Genomic DNA, 19866 nt, shown 5'->3' on the forward strand with positions numbered 1-19866 from the left:
ACACAGAATCGAGTTTTTTTTCAGCAACCGCCGGTGGCACGAAACCGTTGTAGAAATGTGGCCGTGTTCAGTTGTACCGCTGCATAAGGTATCGGCCAAGGCTCTGCTCAGCCAGCGCCTTCGTCATGTAACCCACCGTCGGCACCCACTCCGCATTCAGGCTACAAAACAGCCGCTCCATCGACGAGTTGTCGGAGCAACTTCCCCGTCTGCTCAGGCTGCTTGCTGATCAACCCCCGCTCCTTCATCAAATCTCTGACCTTGAAGCGTCCCGCCTCGAAGCCCTCATCCCGGAGCATCGCAACGATACTCCGGCTACCGGTAGAGCTTTGGTTTTAGCTGAATTGCTTTTTGATACGGCTGTGTAGGCTCACTTGGCGAACATCGATACAACGTCACCAGGCCAGATGGACGCAATAACAAGATCAAGGCAACTCGAACATCAAACGCAACAGTTTAACAAGGTGGTGCTTGGCACAAGCAGGCCTTGACGCGCCGCTGAACGGGATGTCGTCAGTGACTTTTAGCCAGTGGTCTGGTTGGTCAAGGGCTGTAAAGACATCTAAATGGCCTGTAAAGGTATTAAAACTGTCATTTTTTACAGGTGCGTTGAGGGGGCTGTTAGCGCAACAGTAAGGCGCGAATAAACAGATCTTTCTCGGATGGCCGACACGCAACGGTTCGTTTCTGGGGAGGACATCGAATCTCTTACTTAACGGCACAAGGAGAAGGTGCATGAAAAGTCAGTTCGACGAGCTTCCTCGTCTGTACGAAGAAATGGCGGACTGGCCGTTCCGCAGCTGTATGGAAATCCCGAACGTTTTGGCCTTGCTGGGCAATGTGACCCACCGGGACGTGCTGGACTTCGGCTGCGGCAATGGTATGTACTCGCGCTGGCTCAGGGAGGCTGGAGCCAGTCGTGTGGTTGGCTATGACGTTTCCGACGGTATGTTGCATTACGCCAAGCGTCGGGAGGAAAAGGACAAGCTCGGTATTGAATACACATCCCGTCTCGATGCCAGTCACGAGGCCAAGTTCGACAAAGTACTGGCCGTCTATGTGATTCCGTACGCCGATACAAGGCAGGCGCTGCTGGAAATGTGCGAGGCGATGGCGCGGGTGCTGCGTCCCGGTGGGCAACTGGTCGCCTTGCCTATACATCCCGAATATCACCGTAACCCGGCCTACTACGAGCCTTACGGCTTGAGAATGACGCCTGAGGGACCGGACATTGACGGCGGCAAGATCCGCCTGGATCTGATCTTGCCGCCATACGATGCCAGCGTGAGAGCATTTTACTGGGGTAAAGACACCCTCGAACGCGCGATGCTGGGTGCCGGTTTCAAGCTCGTGCAGTGGGTGCAGCCCGGACTGCCGAATGAGCCAGAGGACGACGAGTCCAATAGGTTCATGCGGGATTACTGGCTCAAGCCGCATGCGGCGATAATGAACTGCCAGCGCTGACAGATCATGAGCATCGTTGGAACCGCGCGCATTCACGACGGGTTGCGCACTGTGATCGTTCCGTCCGTCTCGTCCCTCAATTGTCACGCTTGGGACGCCTTGGTGGCTGATCGCGATTTCTATCATTGCCATGGCTGGCTTTCTGCTCTTGAGCACGCGCTCGGACCGGCGGAACTGCTGACTTTGCAAGGTCCTAACGGCCTGTCCGGCGGTTGTGCGCTTTGGAGCGGTGAGCGCGAACCGGGATTGTTCTGTCTGTCCGATTACTTCCCCGGCCTCGCCGGACCTTGGCAAAGGGAGTTTCTCTGGATTGGTGCGCGCCGCTCTACCCACAACGAGATTCCCTGCTCATTGGGTAGCAGTCGTGACCGAATCCTGCGTTCGATAATGCAGGCGTCGGTCGATTTGGCGCAAAAGCGTGGTCTGGCAGGGGTGTTGGCTCCGTACATGCCTTTGGGCAAGGCGCTCGAGTTGGCGGCGTGGCACGACCAGGCGCGAGTGATCCTGCATTCGGCGGAAGCGTCGCTGGCGGTTCCTCCCGGCGGGTTGGCTGGAGCGATGGAGGTGATCGACAAGCGTTCGCGCTGGCGCACTCGCAAGGAACTGTCGGTGTTTGCTGAGCGTGGCTGTCGGGTCGAATGGCGGACGTTCGACCCCGAGCTGGAGCAGGTCGCTTCCGGGCTGATCGCGCAGAACCGCTCCAAATACGGCAGCCAGCAGGGCGCAATGTGGATGCGCCGCATGTTTGACGGACAGCGGCGTTCAGGCGTGCTCGATGCGGCGATCGCGGCGGTGGCCTACCGCAGCGACAAAGTCATCGCGGTGGCGGTGTTCTATCGGCTCGGCAAAACTTTGCACTACCGCTACTTCGGTTCCGACTACAGGGTAACGGACGACGATTTCCGTTATTTCGTACTGTCCTTTTATGAATTGCTGGATTGGGCTGCTGCGCATGGCGTCGAGACGGTCGAGCTGTCGACCTCGTCGTTACAGGCAAAGTCGTTGCGCGGAGGGATAGTAAATCCGCTGGCCGCAGTCGTGCTCCTGACCGATTCAGCTCCACCATCCCATGAGTCCGTCGCCCGACATAACACATGCTTTGCAGTGGAGCACCGAGACGCGTTCAAGCGCCGGCTATCGCCGGATTGGAATCTTATCTTTTCGTGACTCACCAAGGAGAAAGCCATGTTGTATTTAGTCTACGTCATGCGCCCAACGGCCAAAGCACGCAGCGATCTCAAGGCGTTCTGGAAATGGGTGCGAGAAAGGGAAGACTGGTTCTACGACAGTCTTCACATGACCCACGATCCGCGCTGGCTGGTCAGAACGATAGGTACCGACGTCCATGCAGTGGAGCATTCAGTCTCCTTCGCGGACGAGGCAGCGTGGGGCGCCTATCGCCAGGAGGTTCATCGTCGCTCGCAGGATCCGGACTGGGAAAAGCGCCGAGTAGAGCAAGATCTGTGGTGGGAAATTATCGAGGCGAGTCTGCTCAACGACGCGCCGCTTCCGCCTGTCTCTGATCGAAGCTCGTCGCCCGAGCACATCCACCGTTCGTCGACAGGACAGGGGGAGACATGACCGAGCTTTCTTCGCTGTCACAACGAAGTCGAATGCTGCTGAGTAGCGCACGCTTCATGACCCTGGCCACGGTAACGCCGCGGGGCGAGCCATGGGCATCGACGGTCAACTACGTTTGCCAGGCTGAGCCATTGAAGGTGATCTGGTATTCCTCGCGTGATGCGATGCACTCACTCAATATCACCAGTCGCGCAGACGTATCCGCCAGCGTTTTTCGCTGCGACCTGGGGGACGCGTCGCCGATCGGACTGGACGGTGGCCAACTCTTCGGTGAATGTCGCGTCATCGTCGGAGCCGAAGTCGAAGAGGTCCATCGGCATTACTACGAACGGAACTTTCCTGATGTTTTGGCAAGGCGACAATGGATGCTGCCGACCGAGCAGTTCCATGGGGAAGGGCCGCGCCGCTTCTACGAACTATCAATCATGAGCTGGTGGTTGTTCGACATCGAGCAGTGGTTGCAGGATAGACGGGACCGTCGGATCGAGGTGCCATTGTCGGACTTGATATCCGTGTGGCCGGGAGCTTGAAGTGGAGACATCAAACTGGTTTTCCCGCTTGAAGGGCAGGCTGGTAGTCTCCTGTCAGGCGCTGGAGGACGAGCCGCTGCATGGTAGCGCGGTGATGTGCCGGATGGCGCAGGCTGCCCGCATGGGGGGCGCCTCGGCCATCCTGGCCAATGGTGGAACAGACATCGCGGCGATCCGTGCCAGTGTGGACCTGCCGATCATCGGCGTAATCAACCGGGTCTACGCTGATTCTGTGGTTACGCTGACTGCAACAATGCGCGAAGTGGACGAATTGATGGCAGTTGGGCCGGACATGATCGGTGTAGAAGCGACCTTAGGTCTCCGTCCTGGTGGCGAAACCCTGACCGAGTTCGTCACCTGCATCCGTCTGCGCTATCCACATGTACGGCTGATGGCCGATGTCGCTACCGTCGAGGAAGCCCGACTGGCCGAATGCCTCGGATTCGACTGCGTTTCCAGCGCCTTTTACGGTCATACCGAGGGGACCATCGGGCAGCACCTGCCGGCGCAGGCGTTTGCCCATCTGCGTGCACTGCGTAAGGCCGTCACGTGCCCACTCTGGGCCGAAGGTGGTATCACCACGCCCGAGCAGGCCGCCGCCGCGCTGGCGGCAGGAGCTGATACTGTGGTGGTCGGCAGTGCTATAACACGTCCACAGACGATCACTGCACGTTTCGTGGTGGAGATGGCGCGGGTCATTTCCGAAACTGGTTTGGCGCCCACAGTAAACTGAGAGGACTTCAGGGCAGGAGGGTTAGCAGTATTGCCGATGAGCACCATGCAACGAGCGATTAGCGTACTTGGGGCACGTCAAATGAAGGTATTGATGGGCTAATAAGCTTTTTTCTGTCTTTCACTCGCACAAAAGCAAACGCCCCGAACAAGACGGGGCGTTTGCTTAGGCCGTCACTCGTGTGTTTTTCACACGGTCTGAATCAGCCGGATCCTTGTGATAACGAAGATTACTCTTCGATGTTGCCCATGGCGGTGGTGTTGAAGCCGCCGTCCACGTAGGTGATTTCACCGCTGATGCCGGACGCCAGGTCCGAGCACAGGAAGGCGCCGACGTTGCCGACTTCTTCGATGGTGACGTTGCGACGCAGAGGGGTCTGCGCTTCGTTGGCGGCCAGCATCTTGCGGAAGCTCTTGATGCCGGAAGCGGCCAGGGTGCGGATCGGGCCGGCCGATACGCAGTTGACGCGGGTGCCTTCCGGGCCCAGGGATCCGGCCAGGTAGCGTACGCCGGCTTCCAGCGAAGCCTTGGCCATGCCCATGACGTTGTAGTTCGGCATGGTGCGCTCGGCGCCCAGGTAGGACAGGGTCAGCAGGCTGCCGTTGCGGCCCTTCATCATTTCGCGACCGGCCTTGGCCAGGGCGACGAAGCTGTAGGCGCTGATGTCGTGGGAGATGCGGTAGCCTTCACGGGTGGTGACTTCGGTGAAGTCGCCGTCCAGCTGGTCGCCCGGTGCGAAGCCTACGGAGTGCACGATGCAGTCCAGGCCGTCCCACTTCTTGCTCAGTTCTTCGAAGACCTTGGCGATTTCCGCATCGCTGGCCACGTCGCACGGGAAGCACAGCTCAGGGCTCGAACCCCAGCCCTGTGCGAACTCTTCAACACGACCTTTCAGTTTTTCGTTCTGATAAGTGAAGGCAAGCTCAGCGCCCTCGCGATGCATGGCGGCAGCGATGCCGGATGCGATGGACAGCTTGCTGGCGACACCGACGATCAGTACGCGCTTACCGGCGAGAAAACCCATGTGTTGCTCCTCTTTCAGGTTATTGCGCAGTGGCTGGTGCCAGAAAAGCGGCTTCCAGCAACTGCTGTGTATACGGATGTTGGGGGGCGGCAAAGATACTTTGCGCGTCTCCCTGTTCGACCACTTGGCCATGCTTGACCACCATCAACTGGTGGCTCAGCGCTTTCACAACAGCCAGATCATGGCTGATGAACAAATACGTCAGGTTGTACTTGGCTTGCAGTGAACGCAACAGCTCCACCACTTGCCGCTGCACCGTCCGGTCGAGCGCCGAAGTCGGCTCGTCCAGAAGGATCAGCGCCGGTTTGAGCACCAAAGCCCGGGCAATGGCGATACGCTGCCGCTGCCCACCGGAAAATTCGTGGGGGTAGCGGTGCCGGGTTTCCGGATCCAGACCTACCTCCTTCAATGCCGCAATGATCGCCGCTTCCTGCTCGGCGGCGGTACCCATCCTGTGGATCCGCAAACCTTCGCCAACGATGTCGCTCACGCACATCCGCGGGCTCAGGCTGCCAAACGGGTCCTGGAACACTACCTGCATCTCCCGACGCAACGGGCGAACCTCGTTCTGCGTCAGGCAGTCTAGCTGCTTGCCTTCAAAACGGATCGCGCCTTTGCTGCCGATCAACCGCAAGATCGCCAGCCCCAGAGTGGATTTGCCGGAACCGCTTTCCCCCACGATCCCCAGGGTCTGACCCTGAGGCAGGCTGAAATTGATGCCGTCCACTGCCTTGACGTGATCCACCGTGCGCTTGAGCAGGCCTTTCTTGATCGGGAACCAGACTTTCAAGTCCTCGACCTGCAACAGCGGCGCGCCGATTTTATTGCTCGCCGGGCCTCCGCTGGGCTCCGCCGCCAGCAGCTCCCGAGTGTACGGATGCTGCGGAGAACGGAACAGCTCTGCGCACGATGCCTGTTCGACGATGCAACCGCGCTGCATGACACATACGCGATGCGCAATTCTTCGCACCAGGTTCAAATCGTGACTGATCAGGAGCAGCGCCATGCCCAATCGAGCCTGCAATTCCTTGAGCAGGTCGAGGATTTTCAGCTGAACGGTCACGTCCAGCGCGGTGGTCGGCTCGTCGGCGATCAGCAGTTCCGGCTCGTTGGCCAGGGCCATGGCGATCATCACCCTCTGGCGCTGGCCGCCGGACAACTCGTGGGGCAGGGCCTTGAGCCGCTTGTGCGGCTCGGGGATGCCGACCATTTCCAGCAGTTCCAGCGTGCGCTTGGTCGCGACCTTGCCGGTCAGGCCTTTATGGATGCCGAGGATCTCGTTGATCTGTTTTTCGATGGAGTGCAGCGGGTTGAGCGAGGTCATCGGCTCCTGAAAGATCATCGCGATCCGGTTGCCACGGATGTGACGGATGGTCTTTTCGCTCAGTTCCAGCAGGTTCTGCCCGGAATAAGTGATGCTGCCGGCCGGATGGCGGGCCAGCGGGTAGGGCAGCAGGCGCAGGATCGAGTGCGCCGTCACCGACTTGCCCGAGCCGGATTCGCCCACCAGCGCCAGAGTCTCGCCACGCTTGATGTCGAAGCTGATGCCCTCGACCACCCGATGGGCGCGATCCCCCGTGCCGAATTCGACGGCGAGGTCGCGGATTTCGATCAGATTGTCCTGATTCATTTCACTTCCTCGGGTCGAAGGCATCGCGAGCGGACTCGCCGATAAACACCAGCAAACTCAACATCAGCGCCAGCACCGCAAACGCGCTCATGCCCAGCCACGGCGCCTGCAGGTTGGATTTGCCCTGGGCCACCAGCTCACCCAGCGACGGACTGCCGGCCGGCAAGCCGAAGCCGAGGAAGTCCAGTGCGGTGAGGGTGCCGATGGCGCCGGTCAGGATGAACGGCATGAAGGTCATGGTCGAGACCATGGCGTTGGGCAGGATGTGGCGGAACATGATCGCGCCGTTCTGCATGCCCAGCGCCCGTGCCGCGCGTACGTATTCGAGGTTGCGCCCGCGCAGGAACTCGGCGCGCACCACGTCCACAAGGCTCATCCACGAGAACAGCAGCATGATCCCCAGCAGCCACCAGAAATTCGGCTGGACGAAACTGGCGAGAATGATCAGCAGGTACAGCACCGGCAAACCCGACCAGATCTCCAGAAAGCGCTGGCCGGCCAGGTCGACCCAGCCGCCATAGAAGCCCTGCAGCGCGCCGGCGATCACGCCGATGATCGAGCTGAGCACGGTCAGGGTCAGGGCGAACAGCACGGAGATACGGAAGCCGTAGATCACCCGCGCCAGCACATCGCGGCCCTGATCGTCGGTGCCCAGCAGGTTCACCGTCGAGGGCGGGGCAGGGGCCGGGACTTTAAGGTCATAGTTGATGCTCTGGTAGCTGAACGGAATCGGCGCCCACAACACCCACGCGTCCTTGGCCTTGAGCAGTTCCTGGATGTACGGGCTCTTGTAGTTGGCTTCCAGCGGGAACTCGCCGCCGAAGGTGGTTTCCGGGTAACGCTTGATCGCCGGGAAGTACCAGTTGTTGTCGTAGTGCACCACCAGCGGCTTGTCGTTGGCGATCAGTTCGGCGCCGAGGCTCAGGCCGAACAGGATCAGGAACAGCCACAGCGACCACCAGCCACGCTTGTTGGCCTTGAACAGTTCGAAGCGCCGGCGGTTGAGCGGGGACAGATTCATCTCAATGCTCCCGGCTGGCGAAGTCGATGCGCGGATCGACCAGGGTGTAGGTGAGGTCGCCGATCAGTTTCACCACCAGCCCCAGCAGGGTGAAGATGAACAGGGTGCCGAACACCACCGGGTAATCGCGGTTGATCGCCGCTTCGAAACTCATCAGGCCGAGGCCGTCGAGGGAGAAGATCACTTCCACCAGCAGCGAGCCGGTGAAGAAGATGCCAATGAACGCCGACGGGAACCCGGCGATCACCAGCAGCATCGCGTTGCGGAATACATGGCCGTAGAGCACGCGATGGCGGGTCAGGCCCTTGGCTTTGGCGGTGACTACGTATTGTTTGTTGATCTCGTCGAGAAAGCTGTTCTTGGTCAGCAGGGTCATGGTCGCGAAGTTGCCGATCACCAATGCCGTCACCGGCAGCGCCAGGTGCCAGAAGTAGTCGAGGACCTTGCCGCCCAGGCTCAGCTCATCGAAGTTGTTCGACGTCAGCCCTCGTAGCGGGAACCAGTCCAGATAACTGCCGCCGGCAAACACCACGATCAGCAGAATCGCGAACAGGAACGCCGGGATCGCATAACCGACGATGATCGCCGAACTGGTCCAGACGTCGAAGTGACTGCCGTGCCGCGTGGCCTTGGCGATCCCCAGCGGGATCGATACCAGGTACATGATCAGCGTGCTCCACAACCCCAGCGAGATCGACACCGGCATCTTCTCCTTGATCAGGTCGATGACCTTGGCGTCGCGGAAGAAACTGTCGCCGAAGTCCAGCCGCGCATAGTTCTTGACCATGATCCACAGCCGTTCCGGCGCCGACTTGTCGAAACCGTACATGTGCTCGATTTCCTTGATCAGCGCCGGGTCCAGACCTTGCGCGCCGCGATAGGCCGAGCCGGCCACCGACACTTCGGCACCGCCGCCGGCGATGCGGCTGGTGGCGCCTTCGAAGCCTTCGAGCTTGGCGATCATCTGCTCCACCGGCCCGCCGGGCGCGGCCTGGATGATCACGAAGTTGATCAGCAGAATGCCGAACAGGGTCGGGATGATCAGCAACAGTCGCCGAAAAATGTACGCCAGCATCTGATTACTCCGTGCCCACAGGGTCGGCTTGCAGTTGGGTTTGCACTTCTACCGCAGGTTTCGTGTCGGGCTTGACCCACCAGGTATTAATGCCGATGTCGTACTTGGGGGAGACTTTCGGATGGCCTATGTGGTTCCAGTACGCCACTCGCCAGCTCTTGATGTGCCAGTTGGGGATCACGTAGTAACCCCATTGCAGCACGCGGTCCAGCGCCCGGGCGTGGGCCACCAGGCTTTTGCGCGAGTCGGCGTTGATCAGGCTCTCGACCAGATGATCGACGATCGGGTCTTTCAGGCCCATGGAGTTGCGGCTGCTCGGTTTGTCGGCGGCGGCGCTCATCCAGAATTCGCGCTGCTCGTTGCCCGGCGAGTTGGATTGCGGGAAGCTGCCGACGATCATGTCGAAATCTCGAGAACGCACGCGGTTGACGTATTGCGAGACGTCGACGCGGCGGATCACCAGATCGATGCCCAAGTCGGCGAGGTTGCGCTTGAACGGCAGCAGCACCCGCTCGAATTCGGTCTGGGCCAGCAGGAACTCGATGACCACCGGTTTGCCGGTGGTGTCGACCATTTTGTCGTCGACGATCTTCCAGCCGGCCTCTTGCAGCAGTTGATAAGCCTCACGTTGTTGCAGGCGGATCATGCCGCTGGCGTCGGTCTTGGGGTTTTCGAAGGCTTCGCTGAACACCTGCGCCGGGAGCTGGCGGCGGAACGGGTCGAGGATCGCCAGTTGATCGGCGTCCGGCAGGCCGGTGGCGGCCATTTCCGAGTTTTCGAAATAACTGCGGGTGCGCACGTAGGCGCTGTTGAACAGCTGCTTGTTGGTCCATTCGAAGTCGAGCAGCAGGCTCAGGGCCTGACGCACACGAACGTCCTGGAACACCGGACGGCGCAGGTTGAAGACGAACCCCTGCATGCCGGTCGGATTACCGTTGGGGATCAGTTCCTTGACCAGCCGGCCTTCGGTGACGGCGGGGATGTTGTAGGCGTTGGCCCAGTTCTTCGCGGTCATTTCCAGCCAGTAGTCGAACTGGCCGGCCTTCAGCGCTTCCAGGGCGACGGTGTTGTCGCGGAAGTAGTCGGTGGTCATCACGTCGAAATTGTAGAAACCGCGATTGACCGGCAGGTCCTTGCCCCAGTAATCCTTGACCCGCTCGTAACGTACCGAGCGGCCAGCTTTCACTTCGGCGACCCTGTACGGGCCGCTGCCCAGCGGGATTTCCAGATTGCCCTTGTTGAAATCGCGACTGGCCCACCAGTGTTTCGGCAGTACCGGCAACTGGCCGAGGATCAGCGGCAGCTCGCGATTGTTGTTGTGCTTGAACTTGAACAGCACCGTCAGCGGGTCTTCGGCGACGGCCTCTTCGACGTCGCTGTAGTAACCGCGAAACATCGGCGAGCCTTCTTTCGTCAGGGTCTCGAAGCTGAACACCACGTCCTCGGCACGCACCGGATGGCCGTCATGGAAGCGCGCTTCGGGGCGCAGGTAGAAACGCACCCAGCTGTTGTCCGGGGCTTTTTCGATCTTGCCGGCGATCAGACCGTATTCGGTGAACGGCTCGTCGAGGCTGTGCCGGGTCAGGGTGTCGTAGATCTGCCCGACATCGTCCGCCGGCACGCCTTTGCTGATGAACGGGTTGAGGCTGTCGAAGCCGCCGAAACCGGCCTGACGGAAAACCCCGCCCTTGGGCGCATTGGGGTCGACGTAATCGAAATGCTTGAAGTCGGCGGGGTATTTCGGCGGCTCGTTGTACAGGGTCACGGCGTGTTGCGGGGCGGCGCAGGCCAGCCCGGCGAACAACAGGCCGCAAGCCTGCACGAGCAGGGTGCGAACGGCGTTCATTGACCTTTCTCCGAAGATTTCAGCCACCACGCGCTCAGGCCCAGGGTGTAGGGCGGCGTGGTGACGAAGGCGAACCGGTTGCGGTAGGCCAGACGGTGATAATTGAGGTACCAGTTGGGAATGCTGTAGTGCTGCCAGAGCAACACGCGGTCCAGCGCCTTGCCGGCGGCGACCTGTTCGTCGCGGGTGCGGGCGGCGAGCAATTGCTCAAGCAGATGATCGACCACCGGGTTGGCGATGCCCGCGTAATTCTTGCTGCCCTTGACCCCGACCTGGCTGGAGTGGAAGTACTGCCACTGTTCCAGCCCCGGGCTGAGGGTCTGGTTGAGGGTCATGAGGATCATGTCGAAGTCGAACTGATCCAGACGCTGTTTGTACTGGGCGCGATCCACCGTGCGCAGGCGCGCGTCGATGCCGATGCTGTTGAGGTTCTCGATGTACGGCTGGAGGATCCGCTCAAGGTTCGGGTTGACCAGCAGCAGTTCAAAACTCAGCGGTTGGCCGGAAGTGTTCTGCAGGCGCTGGCCATTGAGCTTCCAGCCGGCCTCGGCCAGCAGCGCGAGGGCCTTGCGCATGGTTTCCCGGGGAATGCCGCGTCCGTCAGTCTTTGGCAGCGTGAACGGCTCGGTGAACAGCCGGGCCGGCAGTTGATCCTTGTAGGGCTTGAGCATCAGCCATTCGTGACCGACGGGCAGGCCGCTGGCGCTGAACTCGCTGTTCGGGTAGTAACTGGTGGTGCGCTGGTAGGCGTCGCTGAACAACGCGCGGTTGGTCCACTCGAAGTCGAACATCAGGCCCAGGGCTTCGCGGGTCTTGACGTCCGAGAAGGTGGCTCGTCGGGTGTTCATGAACAGGCCTTGGCTCTGGGTCGGGATCCGGTGCGGGATCTGCGCCTTGATCACGTCGCCACGGCGCACGGCCGGGAAGGTGTAGCCATTGGCCCAGTTCTTCGCCTGATGCTCGATATAGATGTCGAACTCGCCCGCCTTGAAGGCTTCGAAGGCCACATCGCTGTCGCGATAGAACTCGACTTCCATGCGATCGAAGTTGTACTTGCCGCGATTGACCGGCAAGTCCTTGCCCCAGTAATCCTTGACCCGTTCGAAAATCAACTGCCGCCCAGGCGTCACCGAAGTGATGCGATAAGGCCCGCTGCCCAGCGGCGGCTCGAAGGTGGTGGCCTTGAAGTCGCGGCTCTTCCAGTAATGCTGGGGCAGCACTGGCAACTCGCCCAGGCGCAGGATCAGCAACGGATTGCCCGAGCGCTTCATGATGAAGCGAATGCGCTGCGGGTTGAGGATGTCGACCCGCGACACTTCCTGAAGCGCCGTGCGGTACAGCGGATGACCTTCCTTGAGCAGCGTCCGGTAGGAGAACGCCACGTCGTAGGCGGTAATCGGTGTGCCATCGTGGAAACGCGCTTCCGGGCGCAGGTTGAACACCACCCAGCTGCGGTCTTCGCTGTATTCCACCGATTGCGCGATCAGGCCATAGCTGGAGGCCGGCTCATCGCCGGATGGCGAATACTGACCGGTGCCGACCATCAGCGGCTCGTTCAGCTCGTTGATGCCGTACTGCAGGAAATTCGGGGTGGTGACCGGGCTGGTGCCCTTGAAGGTGTAAGGATTGAGCGTATCGAAGGTGCCAAACGCCATCACCCGCAACGTACCGCCCTTGGGCGCTTGCGGGTTGACCCAGTCGAAGTGGGTAAATCTGGCCGGGTACTTGAGCGTGCCGAACTGCGCATAACCGTGACTTTCGGTGATCGTGGCGCTGACGGGGGAGCTCAAGGCCAGGCTGATCAGGAGCAGGAGGAGGGGACGCTTCAAGTCAGATCCGATCCAGGCGGCTTGGGCTTTGTGGGCCGTACAGTAACAGCTTGTATGGACAGGAAAAAGACAGGGGCTTAATGCGCGGTTAATTGTGGGAGTCGCCTGCATCGACAGCAAAAAATGACAGGCAAAAAAAAGCCCCTGAAATTCAGGGGCTCTTTGTCAGTGCGGCTGGTAGACCGTGAGCATCTGCCCAGGCTTGAGCGCCTTGCCGGCGCCCGGGTTCCAGCGCTTGAGATGCTGCATCTCGACGTTGAAACGCTTGGCAACAACATACAGCGTGTCGCCGCGCTGGACCTTGTACTGGGTCTGCTGCTTGCTGTCGTCCTTGGCTTTGGTCTTGCTGTTGGCCGCGATCACGGTGTTGATGCGCCCGCCGGTCTTGCCGGCCGGGGTGCGTTTGCTGGTGTCCTGCATGACCAGGGTCTGGCCGACCTTGAGGTTCTTGCCGGTCAGCTTGTTCCAGCGTTGCAGGTCCTTGACGTCGACCTTGTTGGCCTTGGCGATGGAGCCGAGGTTGTCGCCGCGCTTGACCCGGTACGCACGCTTGAGCTTCGCGACTTCGGTCGGGTCGGCGCCTTCGAAGACCGGCTTCAGCGAACGAGGGCTGATCAGTTCTTCAGGACGCATGGTCTGCAGGCTGGCGGTCAGCAATTGCGCCTTCGAGGTCGGCACCAGCAGGTGCTGCGGGCCGTCGATGGTGGTGCGCTGCTTGAACGCCGGGTTGAGCTGGAACAGCTCGTCTTCGTCGATGTTGGCCACGGCGGCGACCTTGGACAGGTCCATGCGCTGGTTGATTTCGACGACCTGGAAGTAAGGTTCGTTGGCGATCGGGTTGAGGTTCACCCCGTAGGCTTCCGGCGACAGCACCACTTGCGACAGGGCCAGCAGTTTCGGCACGTAGGCCTGGGTTTCTGCCGGCAGCGGCAGGTTCCAGTAGTCGGTTGGCAGGCCGAGCTTCTCGTTGCGTTCGATGGCGCGGCTGACCGTGCCTTCGCCGGCATTGTAGGCTGCCAGGGCCAGCAGCCAGTCGCCGTTGAACATGTCGTGCAGGCGGGTCAGGTAATCCATCGCTGCCGTGGTCGAGGCGGTGATGTCGCGACGGCCGTCGTAGAAACGGGTCTGGCGCAGGTTGTAGTAACGCCCGGTGGAAGGGATGAATTGCCAGAGCCCCACCGCGTCGGCCCGGGAATAGGCCATCGGGTTGTAGGCACTTTCAATCACTGGCAGCAGGGCCAGTTCCAGCGGCATGTTGCGTTCTTCGAGGCGCTCGACGATGTAATGAATGTAGAGGCTGCCGCGCTCGCCGGCGTTCTCGAGAAAGGAAGGGTTACTGGCGAACCACAGGCGCTGCTGCTCGATGCGCGGGTTTACGCCCAGGCCTTCCTGAAGTTGAAAACCACCGCGCATGCGTTCCCAGATGTCCTGGGGCACCTGCGGGCTGGGCTTCTCGGACAACCAGATCGGCTTCTGCTTGGCTCGCGCAGCAATGTTCGGCGTATGGGTCGCTTCAGTCTGCGGAGCATGGCTGGAACAGCCCGCCAGCGTGGCGGACACAGCCACCGCGATGGCTTGCGCCAGGCGGGTCAATGCGTCTGAATTGACGGACTTACGTATGGATGACGACATTGGCTGGAAGTAAGTTCCGGGCAAAAATGTCGGGCGATTCTAGAAAGCGCACCCCCTGCGGTCAACCATTCAGCGTTTTTGTACCAAGTGGTGAACGCCTTAGAACTTATCTTTCCAAGCCCGCAGAGCCGCAAAAACCTCACTCGGCGCCCGGTTTTGAGCGCCATTCCGTTCGTCCACTTTTTGTGTAACTAATGTTTCACTGGTACGCAGAAACGGGTTTGTGAGCTTTTCCAGGGCAATGGTCGAGGGCAGGGTCATGACCCCGTTCTGCCGTTGCTGGCTGACTTTTTCCAGACGGGCGGCAATGTCCGGGTTGCCCGGCTCCACGGCAGCGGCGAACTTCAGGTTGCTCAGGGTGTATTCGTGGGTGCAGTAGACCAGCGTGTCTTCCGGCAGGGCTGCCAGACGACCGAGGGAATAGTGCATCTGCTCCGGCGTGCCTTCGAACAACCGGCCGCAACCGGCGGCGAACAGGGTGTCGCCGCAGAACAGCAGGCCGTGGTGGTAATAGGCGATGTGCCCCAGGGTGTGGCCGGGAACGGCGTAGACATCGAAATCCCAGCCAAGCACGCGAACCTGGTCGTTATCCTTGAGCGCCACATCCCGCCCCGGAATGCTTTCGCTGGCCGGACCGTAGACAGTCGCGCCGGTAGCCTTTTTAAGCGTCTCGACACCGCCGACATGATCATGGTGATGATGAGTGATCAGAATATCGCCCAGCACCCAGCCCGGATGCGCGGCGAGCCACGCCTGCACGGGGGCGGCATCTCCCGGATCGACCACGGCGCAACGCTGGGTGGCATGATCCTGTAACAACCAGATGTAGTTGTCGGTGAAGGCGGGCAGGGCACTGATCTGTATCATCTTCGGATTCGCCAAGCGGGTAACATTGGCGCATCTTAGAGGTTCCTGGCGTGTTGGAGAATGCAATGATCGATAAAGCGTTCGCTCAGGCCGATCCTGACTGGCTGGCCCTGATCGGGGCGGCCCGTGAATGGCTGTCCGGTCCCCTCGGGCAATTTCTGCTGGACGAAGAGCGACGCATGCTCGAAGACGAGCTCGGCCGGTTCTTTGGCGGCTATCTGGTGCATTACGGCCCTTCTGCGGAAACACCGCCGTCGGCGCCGCAGGTGCAGCGTAACGTGCGGCTCGGTGCGCCATTGCCCGGCGTCGAGATCGTCTGCGAAGAGCAGGCCTGGCCGTTGAGCGAGCACGCCGCCGACGTGGTGGTGTTGCAGCACGGTCTGGATTTCTGCCTGTCGCCCCACGGCCTGCTGCGTGAAGCGGCGAGCAGCGTGCGCCCCGGCGGGCATCTGCTGATTGTCGGCATCAATCCCTGGAGCACCTGGGGTCTGCGCCATGTGTTCGCTCACGATGCGTTGCATCAGGCGCGCTGCATCTCGCCGTCGCGGGTCGCCGACTGGCTCAATCTGCTGGGCTTCGCGCTGGAGAAACGCCGCTTCGGGTGCTATCGTCCGCCGCTCGCGTCACCCAAGTGGCAGGCCCGTCTGGCCGGCTGGGAACGCAAGGCCGGCGACTGGCAACTGGCGGGCGGCGGTTTCTATCTGTTGGTCGCGCGCAAGATCGTGGTCGGCCTGCGTCCGGTGCGCCAGGAACGCCGCGAGCCGATGGGCAAGCTGATTCCGTTGCCGATGGCCAAGGTCAATCGTCGCCGCATCGAACCGTAAACCTTCTTTTATTGTGGCCGGGTGTGTCCCGGCCCGGGCCGTTGTCGATCCGTGATCGGCGAGGCCAGGCATTTTTCTGGATAGATTGGCATGAGCGAAAGCGTCGATAGCGTAGAACTGTTCACTGACGGCGCCTGCAAGGGCAACCCCGGCCCGGGCGGCTGGGGCGCCTTGCTGGTGTGCAAGGGCGTCGAAAAGGAACTGTGGGGCGGCGAAGCCAACACCACCAACAACCGCATGGAGCTGCTCGGCGCGATTCGCGGCCTCGAAGCTCTCAAGCGTCCTTGCGAAGTGCTGCTGGTGACCGACTCGCAATACGTGATGAAAGGCATCAATGAGTGGATGGCCAACTGGAAGAAACGCGGCTGGAAAACTGCGGCCAAAGAGCCAGTAAAAAATGCCGACCTGTGGAAAGAGCTGGACGAGCAGGTCAACCGCCACAAGGTCACCTGGAAATGGGTTCGCGGCCACATCGGCCACCACGGCAACGAACGGGCCGACCAATTGGCCAATCGTGGTGTGGATGAAGTGCGCGGCTACAAGCAGGACTGATTCCGTCTGGCTGAAACACCTCCGGCGAGCGTGTTAACATCGCCGCTTTTGCACGATTGACCCCGTTGAGAGCTGAACACTGATGGCCACCAGATCCGTTGTACTCGATACCGAAACCACCGGCATGCCGGTGACCGATGGTCACCGGATCATTGAAATCGGTTGCGTCGAGCTGATTGGTCGGCGCCTGACGGGGCGGCACTTTCACGTCTACCTGCAACCGGACCGCGAGAGTGACGAAGGCGCGATCGGCGTCCACGGCATCACCAACGAATTCCTCGTCGGCAAGCCGCGTTTCGCTGAAGTGGCCGATGAGTTCTTCGAGTTCATCAACGGCGCGCAGCTGATCATCCATAACGCGGCGTTCGACGTTGGTTTCATCAACAACGAATTCGCCCTGATGGGCCAGCAGGATCGCGCGGACATCACGCAGCACTGCACGATCCTCGACACCCTGATGATGGCCCGGGAACGTCACCCGGGGCAGCGCAACAGCCTCGATGCCTTGTGCAAACGTTACGGCGTCGACAACTCCGGCCGTGAGCTGCACGGCGCATTGCTCGACTCGGAGATTCTTGCCGACGTCTACCTGACCATGACCGGTGGCCAGACCAGCCTGTCGCTGGCCGGTAACGCCTCCGACGGTAACGGCACGGGCGAGGGCGCGGACAACTCCGCCACTGAAATCCGTCGCTTGCCGGCGGATCGCAAGCCGGGGCGGATCATTCGCGCCACCGAAGCGGAACTGGCCGAGCACCAGGTGCGTCTGGAGATCATCGCCAAATCCGCTGGCGCGCCGGCGCTGTGGACGCAGTTGCTGGAAGCCGAAGCCCAGGCTTGAAGATAAAAGGATCGTCCGAAGGCGCTGGCCGCGTCCGGACGATCCTTTGTTTTTGGCAGTACTGACAACTGGCCACCCTCGCCACATCCGCTCCGACCCTCTACCCTGAGGACAATGGCAGACCACTCTCCGCCGCCTCAGGACACTGAGCCTCATGTACAAAGATCTGAAGTTTCCGGTGTTGATTGTTCACCGCGACATCAAGGCCGACACGGTTGCCGGCGAACGCATTCGCGGCATTGCCCGTGAGCTCGAGCAGGAAGGTTTCAGCATCGTTTCGGCCACGGACTACACCGAGGGCCGGCTGGTGGCGTCGACCCACCATGGTCTGGCGTGCATGTTGATTGCCGCGGAAGACGCCAGTACCAATTCCCATTTGTTACAGAACATGGCCGAACTGATCGGCTTGGCTCGTGTGCGGGCGCCGGATCTGCCGATCTTCGCCCTCGGCGAGCAGGTCACCCTGGAAAACGCCCCGGCCGATGCCATGGCCGAACTGAATCAGTTGCGCGGTATTCTTTACCTGTTCGAAGACACCGTACCGTTTCTGGCCCGGCAGGTGGCGCGGGCGGCGCGCAAGTATCTGGACGGGCTGCTGCCGCCGTTCTTCAAGGCCTTGGTGCAGCACACCGCCGATTCCAACTATTCCTGGCACACCCCCGGGCATGGTGGTGGGGTGGCGTATCACAAGAGCCCGGTGGGGCAGGCGTTTCACCAGTTCTTCGGGGAAAATACCCTGCGTTCGGATTTGTCGGTGTCGGTGCCGGAGCTGGGCTCGCTGCTCGATCACACCGGGCCGCTGGCCGAAGCGGAAGCGCGGGCGGCGCGCAATTTCGGCGCCGATCACACCTTTTTCGTGATCAATGGCACCTCGACCGCCAACAAAATCGTCTGGCATTCGATGGTCGGGCGCGATGATCTGGTGCTGGTGGATCGCAACTGCCACAAGTCGGTGTTGCACGCGATCATCATGACCGGGGCGATTCCGCTGTACCTGTGCCCGGAGCGCAACGAGCTCGGGATCATCGGTCCGATTCCGCTGAGTGAATTCAGCCGCGAATCGATCCAGGCCAAGATCGATGCGAGCCCGCTGACCAAGGGTCGGGAGCCGAAAGTCAAACTCGCCGTGGTCACCAATTCCACATACGACGGCCTCTGCTACAACGCCGAACTGATCAAGCAGAGCTTGGGCAACAGCGTCGAAGTCCTGCATTTCGACGAGGCCTGGTACGCCTATGCGGCGTTTCACGAATTTTTTGCCGGCCGTTACGGCATGGCCACCTCGCGCAGTGCCGACAGCCCGCTGGTGTTTACCACCCATTCCACCCACAAATTGTTGGCGGCATTCAGTCAGGCTTCGATGATTCATGTGCAGGACGGCGGGGCGCGACAACTGGACCGTGACCGGTTCAACGAAGCATTCATGATGCATATCTCGACGTCGCCGCAGTACAGCATCATCGCTTCGCTGGACGTGGCCTCGGCCATGATGGAAGGCCCGGCCGGGCGTTCGCTGTTGCAGGAAACCTTCGATGAAGCTCTGAGCTTTCGCCGGGCGCTGGCCAATTTGCGGCAACACATCGACGCCAATGACTGGTGGTTCTCGATCTGGCAGCCGCCGGGTGTCGAGGGTATTGACCGGGTGCAGACCGAAGACTGGCTGCTGAAGCCCGAGGCGGACTGGCACGGTTTCGGCGAGGTCAGCGACGACTATGTGCTGCTCGACCCGATCAAGGTCACTCTGGTGATGCCCGGCCTGACCGCTGGTGGCGCGCTGAGCGACAAGGGGATTCCGGCGGCGGTAGTCAGCCGTTTCCTCTGGGAACGCGGGTTGGTGGTGGAGAAAACCGGGCTCTATTCGTTTCTGGTGCTGTTCTCCATGGGCATCACCAAGGGCAAGTGGAGCACGCTGCTGACCGAGCTTTTGGAGTTCAAGCGCAGCTACGACGCCAACGTCAGCCTCGACACCTGCCTGAAATGTGTCGCTCAGGAAGCCCCGGCGCGCTATCGCGGCATGGGTCTGCGCGACCTGTGCGATCAGCTCCATGCCTGTTACCGCAGCAACGCCACCGCCAGGCACCTCAAGCGCATGTACACCGTGCTGCCGGAAATCGCCATGAAACCGGCCCATGCCTACGATCAACTGGTGCGCGGCGAAGTCGAGGCAGTGCCGATCGATGAGCTGGAGGGGCGTGTCGCGGCGGTGATGCTGGTGCCTTATCCGCCGGGGATTCCGTTGATCATGCCCGGCGAGCGTTTTACCGAATCCACCCGGTCGATCATCGATTACCTGAAGTTTGCCCGCACGTTCGATGCGAGTTTCCCGGGTTTCGTGGTCGATGTGCACGGACTGCAACACGAAGACGAGGGCAATGGACGGCACTACACCGTCGATTGCGTCAAGGAATGAGGGCGTT

Annotated in this window: 17 protein-coding genes and 1 pseudogene; 9 read left to right on the top strand and 9 right to left on the bottom strand. The window is 60.8% G+C overall.

Annotated elements, in window-relative coordinates:
* Positions 1-161 precede the first annotated feature (161 nt).
* Positions 162-314 (bottom strand): annotated as a pseudogene (locus tag DXT77_RS30340) (hypothetical protein); the annotation flags it as partial.
* Positions 315-735: 421 nt separating this feature from the next.
* Between DXT77_RS30340 and DXT77_RS03045 the strand changes: the two are divergent.
* Genes DXT77_RS03045 through DXT77_RS03065 form a run of 5 tightly spaced genes read left to right on the top strand, consistent with a single transcriptional unit; the run spans position 736 to position 4308 of the window.
* Complete coding sequence (locus DXT77_RS03045) at positions 736-1464, top strand: class I SAM-dependent methyltransferase (protein ID WP_119426580.1); 729 nt, start codon at positions 736-738, stop codon at positions 1462-1464.
* Between the two features lie 6 nt (positions 1465-1470).
* Positions 1471-2631, top strand: coding sequence for a GNAT family N-acetyltransferase (locus DXT77_RS03050; RefSeq protein ID WP_119426581.1), 1161 nt, complete (start codon positions 1471-1473; stop codon positions 2629-2631).
* 18 nt (positions 2632-2649) lie between these two features.
* Positions 2650-3045, top strand: coding sequence for a hypothetical protein (locus tag DXT77_RS03055; RefSeq protein ID WP_218568647.1), 396 nt, complete (start codon positions 2650-2652; stop codon positions 3043-3045).
* Entirely contained in the window at positions 3042-3575 is a 534-nt protein-coding gene (locus DXT77_RS03060) for a pyridoxamine 5'-phosphate oxidase family protein (protein ID WP_119426582.1), read from the top strand. The genes DXT77_RS03055 and DXT77_RS03060 overlap by 4 nt, the downstream gene beginning before the upstream one ends.
* Position 3576: 1 nt before the next feature.
* Positions 3577-4308, top strand: coding sequence for an N-acetylmannosamine-6-phosphate 2-epimerase (locus DXT77_RS03065; protein WP_119426583.1), 732 nt, complete (start codon positions 3577-3579; stop codon positions 4306-4308).
* Between the two features lie 229 nt (positions 4309-4537).
* On the opposite strand, the gene fabI is transcribed toward DXT77_RS03065, so the two are convergent.
* The 8 genes from fabI to gloB all read right to left on the bottom strand — a co-directional run bounded on the left by fabI (position 4538) and on the right by gloB (position 15232).
* A complete protein-coding gene (gene fabI / locus DXT77_RS03070) occupies positions 4538-5332 on the bottom strand; it encodes an enoyl-ACP reductase FabI (protein ID WP_085708603.1) in 795 nt (264 codons plus the stop codon).
* Between the two features lie 19 nt (positions 5333-5351).
* Positions 5352-6962 carry an ABC transporter ATP-binding protein gene (locus DXT77_RS03075; protein ID WP_119426584.1) on the bottom strand — a complete coding sequence of 537 codons (1611 nt, stop codon included), beginning with the start codon at positions 6960-6962 and terminating at the stop codon, positions 5352-5354.
* 1 nt (position 6963) lies between these two features.
* Entirely contained in the window at positions 6964-7983 is a 1020-nt protein-coding gene (locus DXT77_RS03080; protein ID WP_085708601.1) for an ABC transporter permease, read from the bottom strand.
* A 1-nt stretch (position 7984) separates the two neighbouring features.
* On the bottom strand, positions 7985-9058 hold the full coding sequence (locus tag DXT77_RS03085; RefSeq protein WP_085708600.1) for a microcin C ABC transporter permease YejB: 1074 nt from the start codon (positions 9056-9058) through the stop codon (positions 7985-7987).
* A 4-nt stretch (positions 9059-9062) separates the two neighbouring features.
* Positions 9063-10904 carry an extracellular solute-binding protein gene (locus DXT77_RS03090; protein ID WP_119426585.1) on the bottom strand — a complete coding sequence of 614 codons (1842 nt, stop codon included), beginning with the start codon at positions 10902-10904 and terminating at the stop codon, positions 9063-9065.
* The gene (locus DXT77_RS03095; RefSeq protein WP_119426586.1) at positions 10901-12733 is read right to left on the bottom strand and encodes an extracellular solute-binding protein; all 1833 of its coding nucleotides are present in this window, start codon (positions 12731-12733) and stop codon (positions 10901-10903) included. The genes DXT77_RS03090 and DXT77_RS03095 overlap by 4 nt, the downstream gene beginning before the upstream one ends.
* Positions 12734-12898: 165 nt before the next feature.
* Positions 12899-14365: a transglycosylase SLT domain-containing protein gene (locus DXT77_RS03100; RefSeq protein ID WP_119426587.1), complete on the bottom strand. Its 1467-nt coding sequence runs from the start codon at positions 14363-14365 to the stop codon at positions 12899-12901.
* Positions 14366-14464: 99 nt separating this feature from the next.
* A complete protein-coding gene (gloB, locus tag DXT77_RS03105) occupies positions 14465-15232 on the bottom strand; it encodes a hydroxyacylglutathione hydrolase (RefSeq protein ID WP_119426629.1) in 768 nt (255 codons plus the stop codon).
* A gap of 65 nt (positions 15233-15297) precedes the next feature.
* Between gloB and DXT77_RS03110 the strand changes: the two genes are divergently transcribed.
* The 4 genes from DXT77_RS03110 to DXT77_RS03125 all read left to right on the top strand — a co-directional run bounded on the left by DXT77_RS03110 (position 15298) and on the right by DXT77_RS03125 (position 19859).
* Positions 15298-16056, top strand: a complete 759-nt coding sequence (locus tag DXT77_RS03110) for a methyltransferase domain-containing protein (protein ID WP_085708596.1) — start codon at positions 15298-15300, stop codon at positions 16054-16056.
* A gap of 90 nt (positions 16057-16146) precedes the next feature.
* Positions 16147-16608, top strand: a complete 462-nt coding sequence (gene rnhA, locus DXT77_RS03115) for a ribonuclease HI (RefSeq protein ID WP_039770807.1) — start codon at positions 16147-16149, stop codon at positions 16606-16608.
* Positions 16609-16690: 82 nt separating this feature from the next.
* Positions 16691-17449, top strand: a complete 759-nt coding sequence (gene dnaQ, locus DXT77_RS03120; protein WP_085708594.1) for a DNA polymerase III subunit epsilon — start codon at positions 16691-16693, stop codon at positions 17447-17449.
* A 154-nt stretch (positions 17450-17603) separates the two neighbouring features.
* Positions 17604-19859, top strand: a complete 2256-nt coding sequence (locus tag DXT77_RS03125) for an Orn/Lys/Arg decarboxylase N-terminal domain-containing protein (protein WP_119426588.1) — start codon at positions 17604-17606, stop codon at positions 19857-19859.
* Positions 19860-19866 lie beyond the last annotated feature (7 nt).

It is taken from the genome of Pseudomonas sp. 91RF (assembly GCF_003576265.1).
Taxonomy (GTDB): domain Bacteria; phylum Pseudomonadota; class Gammaproteobacteria; order Pseudomonadales; family Pseudomonadaceae; genus Aquipseudomonas; species Aquipseudomonas kribbensis.